General features: G+C 56.6%; 10 protein-coding genes. All 10 read right to left on the minus strand.

Annotation, left to right across the window (positions count from 1 at the left end):
* A partial coding sequence (locus tag ACWIZX_RS01520; RefSeq protein ID WP_448334602.1) for a hypothetical protein occupies positions 1-193 on the minus strand: 193 nt, incomplete at its 3' end.
* A gap of 11 nt (positions 194-204) precedes the next feature.
* A complete protein-coding gene (locus tag ACWIZX_RS01525; protein ID WP_322793905.1) occupies positions 205-1,191 on the minus strand; it encodes a Gfo/Idh/MocA family protein in 987 nt (328 codons plus the stop codon).
* A gap of 7 nt (positions 1,192-1,198) precedes the next feature.
* A complete protein-coding gene (locus tag ACWIZX_RS01530) occupies positions 1,199-2,629 on the minus strand; it encodes a hypothetical protein (protein WP_448334603.1) in 1,431 nt (476 codons plus the stop codon).
* 26 nt (positions 2,630-2,655) lie between these two features.
* On the minus strand, positions 2,656-3,612 hold the full coding sequence (locus ACWIZX_RS01535; RefSeq protein ID WP_448334604.1) for a glycosyltransferase family A protein: 957 nt from the start codon (positions 3,610-3,612) through the stop codon (positions 2,656-2,658).
* Position 3,613: 1 nt separating this feature from the next.
* Complete coding sequence (locus ACWIZX_RS01540; RefSeq protein WP_322793444.1) at positions 3,614-4,642, minus strand: glycosyltransferase family A protein; 1,029 nt, start codon at positions 4,640-4,642, stop codon at positions 3,614-3,616.
* 10 nt (positions 4,643-4,652) lie between these two features.
* The gene (locus tag ACWIZX_RS01545) at positions 4,653-5,558 is read right to left on the minus strand and encodes a hypothetical protein (protein ID WP_322793443.1); all 906 of its coding nucleotides are present in this window, start codon (positions 5,556-5,558) and stop codon (positions 4,653-4,655) included.
* A 3-nt stretch (positions 5,559-5,561) separates the two neighbouring features.
* Positions 5,562-6,347 carry a glycosyltransferase family protein gene (locus ACWIZX_RS01550; RefSeq protein ID WP_322793442.1) on the minus strand — a complete coding sequence of 262 codons (786 nt, stop codon included), beginning with the start codon at positions 6,345-6,347 and terminating at the stop codon, positions 5,562-5,564.
* Positions 6,348-7,502 (minus strand): glycosyltransferase, encoded by a 1,155-nt coding sequence (locus ACWIZX_RS01555; RefSeq protein ID WP_448334605.1) that lies wholly within the window; start codon positions 7,500-7,502, stop codon positions 6,348-6,350.
* On the minus strand, positions 7,499-8,572 hold the full coding sequence (locus ACWIZX_RS01560; RefSeq protein ID WP_448334606.1) for an N-acetylneuraminate synthase family protein: 1,074 nt from the start codon (positions 8,570-8,572) through the stop codon (positions 7,499-7,501). Before ACWIZX_RS01560 ends, ACWIZX_RS01555 begins: the two co-directional genes overlap by 4 nt.
* 25 nt (positions 8,573-8,597) lie before the next feature.
* Positions 8,598-9,097: sugar nucleotide-binding protein (locus ACWIZX_RS01565; protein WP_448334607.1), on the minus strand; the 500-nt coding region annotated here is incomplete at its 5' end.

Here is a 9,097-nt window from a genome sequence, read left to right on the forward strand (position 1 = left end):
GCAGGATAGGGGTGAAAGCCTGAGTTGGGCTGGGGGTGGGGAAAAGGGCAGTTTGTGCCATGGATAAAGCGGTTGCTTGAATGTCCTCGGTTGGAGTCAACGGCTGGCTCGGCTGACAGGCAGTCAGAAGGGCCAGCGCAATCAATCCCAAACCCATGAGCATTATCCAGATAAGCCGGTGTTGATTTGGCATGAATCCCATCCTTAAAGAGTAATCTCACGGTGCTGGCGGGCCGAGTCCAGCGCTGCCAGCGCGATTTGCAGGGCACGCTCGCCGTCCGCCAGCGTACAAAGCGGCTCGGCTTCGCCGCGCACCACTTCCAAAAAATGGCGCATCTGTGCCAGGAACATCCAGTTGCGCTCAAAATCGGCTGGCGGGTGAGCCTGATGCGGCTGAGGTTCACCAACCCGCTGCCAGCTCAAAAGGCCGCTGGCATTGTCCCAGTTCAATACGCCTTCGCTGCCGATGATCTGCAAAGTGTGCTGAGCTGGCTGCTGGATGTAGTCCAGATGCACATTCCCAATCGCCTGATTCTGGAAGCCCAATAAAATTTCGGCGACCGCGTCCAGATTCAAGTCCAATTCAGGAATCGAAGCGGTCATGGCGCTGACCGAGTTGATTTCTCCCACAATCATCCGCAAATAATCGAATGGGTGACAAAGGGTCAGGATAACCCCGCCGCCCAGTTCCGGCCGGGCAGCGTAACTCTGGCGGTAATCCTCCCAGGGGTGCCAGTTGGGCAGGTATTCGCCCCAGTGCGCCCGCACCGCCAGCGGACGCCCAATTTCACCCGCCGCAATCACCCCCGCAGCCGTGCGCAGGGTGGGGTGAAAGCGAAATTGAAAACCCATCAGCAGCTGTCCGCCGCCCTGCTGCAATGCCCGGCGCAATTCATCTAACCCATTCAAATCATGGGAAATCGGTTTTTCCATGAGGATGTGACAACCCTGTCGGGCTGCCGGAATCGCCACCGAAAGGTGCAGGGCGGTCGGGTTGGAGATGATCACTGCATCCGGGCGGTGACCCAGGGCAGCCTCCAGACTGGATTCGGTGGGAAATTGCTCAATTTCATCGGTTGGCAGGGTGGAGCGGTGTGTGCGGTAGAGGACGATATCACGCTCACCCAGCGCAAGCAGGTTGCGTAAATGCCTGCGTCCAATCGAACCAAAGCCGGCAATCAAAAACCTCATTGTATCCTCATACCAGAGAAAGCAGATATTCAGCCGTGCGCCTTCCGGCGCTGCCATCGGTAAACGTAACCTCGCGTTCGACGAAGCGGCGGCGTGCCTCGCGGTCGGCATTGGGCTGAGTCAGGTAAAAATTGACCGCTTCGCACACCTGATCGGCATTCAAGGCCACCCGCCCGGCGCCCGCCTGACGGAAACGCAAATGAGTCGGCCATTCGGCAATTTCCGAAAGCGCCAGTGAAAACTTACCGGGCGTGTTCCAGCCGCCGGGTGTATCAATGCAAACACTGACGATCGGCCGGTCGTGAATGGCAGTTTCCACCACCATGGTGGAATAGACAGTCAGGAAGACATCCGCGTGCGCCATCATTGAGGATTTTTCCGGCATGTCCTCGCCGGAGTAATACCCCAATTCTCCGCCCAACGGCACCGGCTCGACCAGATGAACATGAGGCAATTCCCGCACCAGTTGACGAACGCGGTACGCCTCTTTTTCGTAGAGCGAACCGGGGATGAAATGATTGGGGTGCAAGCGGATGAGCAGCTGGGCCGGCTGTACCAGCCGTTCTTCGGCCACCAGCCGCGCCAGGGCTTCGATATTGGGGTAATTGGGCGCAAAGGTAACAAAACTGGAAGCATACGCCAGCAATTTTCGCTGCGGGTCAAGCCCGTGCAGGGCAAAGTATTCCTCACGGCTCATCTGCCACTGCTTGCGGAAGTAGCCATCATAGGTAGGTATGCCGCCGATGTTGACCCGTTCCGGCTGCCAGTCTGAACCCAGCACCAGTTCTTCTTTTTGAATTTCCGACCAGCAGGTGGCGTAATCCACCGGCGCGCCGGGCAGACGGTAACTGCTGGGGTTATCCCAACCGATAATGGCGGTTGCGGTGCGCACCCCGCGCTGCGCCGCCTCACGCAGCAGATAGCGGTCCAAACGCCAGCCGGGGGTGCTGGCGACCACCAGTGAGGGTTGATACTTCTCGAACAGGTCGCGGTAAATTTGCGGTGTATAGCGCATTTGCAGCCCGATCAGCGCCCGCCGGGCAGGCGCTGAATTTCGCAGCAGGGCAGTTGCCGCACGAATGAAAGGCATCAGCAGTTTACCGCGCCGCGAGGTTTCATGCTGCATCTGCCGCAGGTGGCCGTCCATGGCATTGGTGTTGATGCGCCGCGAGCCGCCCATCCAGCGCAAAAAGTGCAGCCAGTATTGCAGGCTGTGGTCGTGATTCTCGAAGTAGTGGCGCGCCTGCCTGAGACGCAAACCCTCCACCGTCAGGCCCGGCTGCCCAAAGCGGCGCTGAATTTGCTCAACCAGCCCGTCATCGGTCAGCAGCACCACTTCAACACCGCCCTGCAGCAGGGTGGGCAGCACGTCCGTTTGCAGGAAGTAAACCACCGCCAGACCATGGTCAGCACTGATGAAAATGCGTTTCTTCGTCATAGAAAGTAAGATTTCATCTCCCGTTATCACTGGCGGTCATAATACCAGCGGAAAATTGAATCGTACAGCGCCAGCAGAAGACGGCGCAGCGGGGGGAAATCCAGCAGGGCATGGCGGCGCATGGCTTCACGGGGCTGCTGCACCGGCTTTTCCGCCTTCAAGCCGCGCAAGGTATTGCTCAGGTTCATTGCATACGGTCGGGTGGGCATCAGCCGCAGCAAACCGGCTTCGTTCATACGCTGATCCAGTTGTTTAACCTGTCCCATTGGGCGATTCATCTCAAAAGGCAGAAACTGTGCCAGGGTGGACTTATAAGCCGCAAATTGCCAGTGGGATGCGCCGGCAATCGCCTGCACGCCGCGGTAGGTCAGCCGCACATCCTGCGTAGTTTCGTACCGCTGGCGGATTTCTTCCTCATTTTGTCCCAGACTGAGATCAAATTCGAGAAAAACCTCCCACGGAATGAAATGCCCGCGTTCGACCTGCACATCCGGCTGGGCTTCTGCCCATGCCAGTGTACTGCTGTAAAATTCCGGGTTGGTACGGAAGGGACGCGCCGTCACCATGCCCACATTTGGAAAAGTTTCCAGCAATCGCACACTCTCACTCAACCAACCGGGGTAGAACAACACATCACTGTCAGCATAGGCAATGATTTCGCCCGGCGCACCACTGAGGATGATATTCCACGCCCCGCCTTTGCCGAGATTCTTTTCGGAAAGAATCAGGTACTGGATGTTACCCGCACGCTGTTCAGCCAGCAGCCAGTCCTGTACCTCGGCACACGAACCGTTATCGAACACCAGCAGGTCAAACGGCAGTCCGGCATCCTTGCGTGCCGAGTCAAGGCAAACCTTCAACACATCCAGTGTTTCGGCATAAAAACCGCTCAGAAAAGGAATATAACTCAGCACAGCAACTGTGATGCGTTCGGGTCGGGCTACATCTTTGACGAATTTGGCAGGGTTCTGACCAATGCGCATTTCACGAAACCTCAGAAAGGGTACGATGCAGAAATTGATACAGGCGCACCAGCCGGCGGCGCAAAGCGGGTTTACCCGCCAGCCAAAAAAGTATTCGCTCTACTGGATGCAGTTTTTGCGAAGTGTGAGTTTTTTTCAGTGTAGGGGGTTTCACATTTTCCGGCAGGCGTAATTTTTCCAGTTCGGGACGCAGCGCCTCATCCACGACATTGCCCATGTGATAAAGATACGGACGGGTAGTGGTCAGGTGCAGGTAACCACGCCGGTCCAGTTCCACATCCTGATAAGTATCTTCTTTGCGGGAAAGCTGCAGGGAAGCCGGCAAGGGTAGAATTTCCTGCAGCACCGCACGCCGCGCTAAGAACTGCTGATGAGAATTGCCGCCCAGAAAGGCTTGCACACCAGTTTCAGTGTTCGTCACCCGATCCAGCTGCATTCTGCGGTAAACTTTCTCCCGTTCGCCGCTGATTCCCCGCCCGCGGCAGTATTCATCCAGAATCCAGTCTTCAGGCTGCACCTGATCAAAGTGAAAACGCGCGTCAGTCGTTTTCCGAAAAGCCGTATTGCCCTTATCCTCCTCCCAGTCGGGAAAGACCACCTGTGCGCCAATCATGCCGATATTGGGAAAGTTTGCTTCGATCTTCCACGATTCTTCCAGCCAGCCGGGGCGGAAAAGCATGTCCGAATCGGTGTAACAAACCCACTGATTGGGAATACCGGACAGGATGAAATTCAAAGCGCCGGTTTTGCCCAGATTGTGCTGCGAAAGCACCAGCCAGTCAATCCAGCCGGTTTCATGTAAAGATTGCAACTCGCGTTTTACCTCAGCACAACTGCCGTTATCAAACACCAGATAATTAAATGGTTCTGAGGTGTATTGATGCACACTGGCAAGATGATAAAGAAACACTTCCAGAGAATGGGCGAAATAACCCTCCTGAAAGGGAATATACACCAGTGTGGCAATTGCCAGGCGCTGAGGCTGGTAAGCAGGCATATCCAGTTTTGCCGGGTTTTGTCCTTGCCGCATAAGTCCCTCCCTACAACCTGCCTTCACGGTACTCGCGGTAGGCTTTACGTGGGTGAAGCAGGAAATAAAGCCCTACCGCCAGTGGATAGGAGTGCAATTTAATCAATGGGAAAATTTCTACCTCACGCCAGAAACGCCGCCACGAAAACGGAGGTCGTACCAGTTTTCCATTGACCAGGTGATGGCTCACATCGCTCAGTTCAAAGATGGTGCGTCTGCCCCCTGCCAGCCGGACATTTTCCAACGTTTCCGGATGTTTATAATGCGGCTGACCGCCCGGTAAATGACTGTAATCGTGATTTTGATGCACAATGAAGACATCCTTTGAGGCATCCACCACCGGAAAGCCCTGTGAGCGTCCGGCGTAAATCATCCAGTTATCCCAGCCGGCGCGTCCGATGGCAAAAGCCGGTATATCATTAAAACACTCACGCGGAAAGAGAAAATAATCCGAGCCGGTAGCCTTGTGCAGCTTTCCCTCATGACGGACTCGTTCACGCAGCCGCTCCTGCCATCCTGCCGAAAAGTCCAGCGGTTCATCCACATCCAAATCCCAACGCTGTCCCACTACCAGAAAACGTTGCCGCGTTGCCAGCAAATTGCGCCCCGCGTTGAGAATATCCGAAGTCAGGATAATATCTGCATTCACACAGCACAATAACGGGGCATTGGAATGGCGAGCCAGCGCAAACATGGAAGAAACCAGTGGCGTGCCATAAGCACTGCGTTCCACCTGCGGCAAATGGCGGATGCCGAGTTCGGCAGCCGTTTCGGCCAGCCCCTCCTCCTCGCCAATCACCAGAACCTCCACTTCCTCACCCAGCGCCAGCCAGGAGCGCAGCGCATTGCGCTGAATCATTGCAATGTGCGGGTTGGTGAATGGCTTTGGGGCGGTGAAGATGGTCAACAACGGCATTCTTTATTTCTCCCGTTTGCCAAACCGCTCGTCAAATTCATTAAACCAGTGATGCTGCACGCCGGCATTCAACGACTGAACTTCCGGGTGCTGCAGCCAGACCGGCAGCACCTCCAGCCAGGAGAGCGGGGGATTATTTTGAAAGAGGGCAAACAAAGCCCGCATGGCGGTTAAATCTTCGGCAGTGTCCACCGTCCAGCGCAGGTCACCGTAATCCTGCCCGGCATGGATGACATGCACCTTGAAACGACCTTCTTCTTCGTAAAGATAGGGCATGACATGCTCGCGTTCGTGCGGTTGAGCGGCTTCACGCCAGGCGCGTTCCAGCGCCGTAAAGCTGCACACTTCCGTATCCAGCCCGATTGGAAAAGTGCGTTTCCACGGCGGCGGCAGACGGTTGGCAGCAAAATCCACCTGATATTGAAAGAAGGCCTCAACCGTTTGGTCAATGACCAGCGGGTCAATCAGCGGGCAGTCGGCGGTAATGCGCACGATGACATCCGCAGCGTATGCCCGCGCCGTCTGGTAGAAGCGGTCGAGCACATCGAACAGGCTGCCGCGAAAACAATCATACCCCTGCGCCCGGCAGAATTCGGCAACCGGGTCATCGCTGGTGTCACTGGTGGTGGCCACCACCACCCGCTGAACAGTCTGCGCCAGACGAACCCGCTCGACCACATGGGCAAGCATGGGCTTGCCGCCCAAATCCGCCAGAATCTTGCCCGGCAGACGACTGGAAGTCATCCGTCCCTGAACGATGGCAACCACCTGCGGTTGGATTGAAGTCATTTACTCCTGCTCCTTCAATGGGCTTGGGTGCAATGATGCGGACAATTGTTCAATCTCTAGCGCCAGTTGATAGGCATCCAGCAGTCGCTGGAAGTTGACCTGCCAGTTGGCGCGCTCTTCCGCCAGTCGGCGGGCGGCAAGGCGCATCTCTTTCAACCCCTCCGGCTGACCGGCAGCCCGCAAAATACCTTCACTTAAAGCGCGGTCATCCCCATCGGCAAACAACCAGCCCTCGCGCCCGGGCGTAATCCATTCCCGGTTGGAAGGAATATCCGAAACCAGCACCGGCAAACCGCTGGCCAGCGCTTCCATCAGGGAAACCGAAGAACCGTCGCTATGCGAGGCGCTCACGTACAAATCTGCTGCCTGATAATACTGCGGCAGGTCATCGCCGTTAACCTGACCGCCAAAAAAGACCTGCTCTTGCACGCCTTCCTGCTCAAAGATTGAACGGATCAGGCCGGCCTGTGAGCCGCCGCCCAGCAGCAACAGGCGCAGACGCGGATTCTGGCGGGCAGCCCGCGCAAAGCCGCGCGCCACCACATCCACCCCATACAGCGGCTCCCAGGTGCGCAGCGAAAGCACCACAAACGCATCTTGCCATCCGCGCCTTGCCCGAAACGCGTCTGCCCTGCCGGGCTGAAAGCGGGCAAGGTCCACTCCCCACGGAAAGAGCACCACCCGTTGGGGTGGAAAACCGAATTGAGCGGCCTTCTCTAATACGGTGCGGCAGTCGGCTGCCAGTACAGTGGTGCGCCGCAAGGTAAAGCGGGTGACCCAGCGCATCCACGCCGAGCGGTCAGCATCCAGCAGCAAATCCGAACCCCACGACATACTGACCAGCGGATGGAAGCCGCTCAAAGCCGCCAGAAAAGCAGCCGATTGAATCGGCCCGGCGTGAATCACATCCGGCTGAAGCCGACGGATCACGCGCCGCAGGTCCGCCAACAGGCGCGGATAATCCCGCCATCCAACCGGTTGACGTCCGCCCTGCCAGACCACCTGCTCCACCTGCGGCGGCAGCGGGCGGTCTTCCAGTTGACGGGATTGCCGTTCCAGCCGCAGGTAGTAAATGGTGTGCGGCGTTTGCGCCAGCGCGCTCAAAAAGCGGTGGTCGTGCGGCGTATAATCGCGCGAGAAGTACAGAACTTTCAATCGCCCAAATCCGTCCAGCGAATTTCCTTACCAAACGGCAGATCGCGCAGGGCTTTTGTGCCGATCACACGGTCAATCTCCGGCGGCAGAATGGCCCCGGGGGTGGCCGGGCGTAACACATCAATCATCTCACGGGTGATGACTTCTCCGGCACGAATATCACGGGCAGCACGCAGGCAGCGGCGTTGTAAAATCACCGTTTCGCGCTCATTTTCGGCAACCCGCTTGTCTCCATCTCCCAGCGCCATTTCCAGCTCGCGCGTGCGTCTGACCATTTCTTCCCATGCAATCGGATCAAGCGCAAAGGCATGGTCGGGGCCTTCGCGGGTGTTATCGTCGGTGAAGTGTTTTTCCACCACCCGCGCCCCCAGCGCCACCGCTCCCAACACGGCCGCATGACCGGGGGTGTGGTCAGAAAGACCCAGTACCACATTCGGGAACATGGCACGATAGGTTTTCAGCACGTTCAGGTGAACGTATTTGAAGTTTTCCACACTGCCGGTGTAGTTGGTGTTGCACTGCATCAGCACCAGTTGCGGGTTAAGCGCCAGAACCGTATGCACGGCGCGCTGAACATCGCCAATATCCGCCGCACCGGTCGCCAGAAAGACCGGTTTGCCTTTGCGGGCAATCCGCTCGATGGCTTCCAGCCAGTCAATATCGCCGGAGCCAATTTTGTAAACCGGCATGTGTTCATCCAGAAAATCAATCGCCTCAAAATCGTAGGGAGCGGAGAAATAGTCTATACCGACTTCCTCACAGGTTTTCTTCAATTCATAGGTCCACTCAAACGGAATGGAAGCCGATTGATAGACTTCAAACACCGAGCGTTTCCAGCTGGCTTGATGAGATTGCTGAGATCCCAGCGATTTGAAGCCGTAATCCGAAACAATTTTCGGCGCAGCAAAGTTCTGGAATTTGGCGGCATCGGCGCCAGCCTGTTTGGCAAGTTTTATCAGGTACTTGGCACGTTCCAGACTGCCGTCATGGTTGGCGGCAATATCCGCCACAAAGTAGGTGGGATGCTCATCCCCGATCAGACGATTTCCAATTTTGATTTCAACAGACATCTTGCCGTCTCCTTCTTTACAGAAATTAGACCGATTGTGTCAAGCGGCCGTCCGCCAGCGAGCGTACCCGCTGCGGATAGCCGTCTAAATACAATTGATAAAAACGATCCAGCGCGGCAGCCTGATTGGGCGGCGGTTCGCCCAGGGCGGCACAGAGTTTCTCGGTGCGCAGGCGCAAATTCGGCGAACGACGCGCAACCAGCCCGCCTTCCATCACCGAAACCGGCTCAATCAGGCTTTCATCCAGTCCAAAACGACGGGCGATACTCACCCCAAACTGATATTTGGACTGACACTCACTGCTGACGACATGAAACAACCCCTCCGCACCCTTTTTCACCAGCCGTAATAAAAGATCAGCCAGTTGAGTGGCTTCCAACGGACAAAAGAACACATCCGTAAAGCCACTGACCGGCCTGCCTTCTTTCAAGTTATAGAAGAAGAACTCCCCCAAACTGCGTTGACCGGAAAGACTCCAGCCGTAAAAGTTTACGCGTGCGACAATCGCCTGCGGGCAGGCTTCCA

Source organism: Bellilinea sp., from assembly GCF_053501535.1.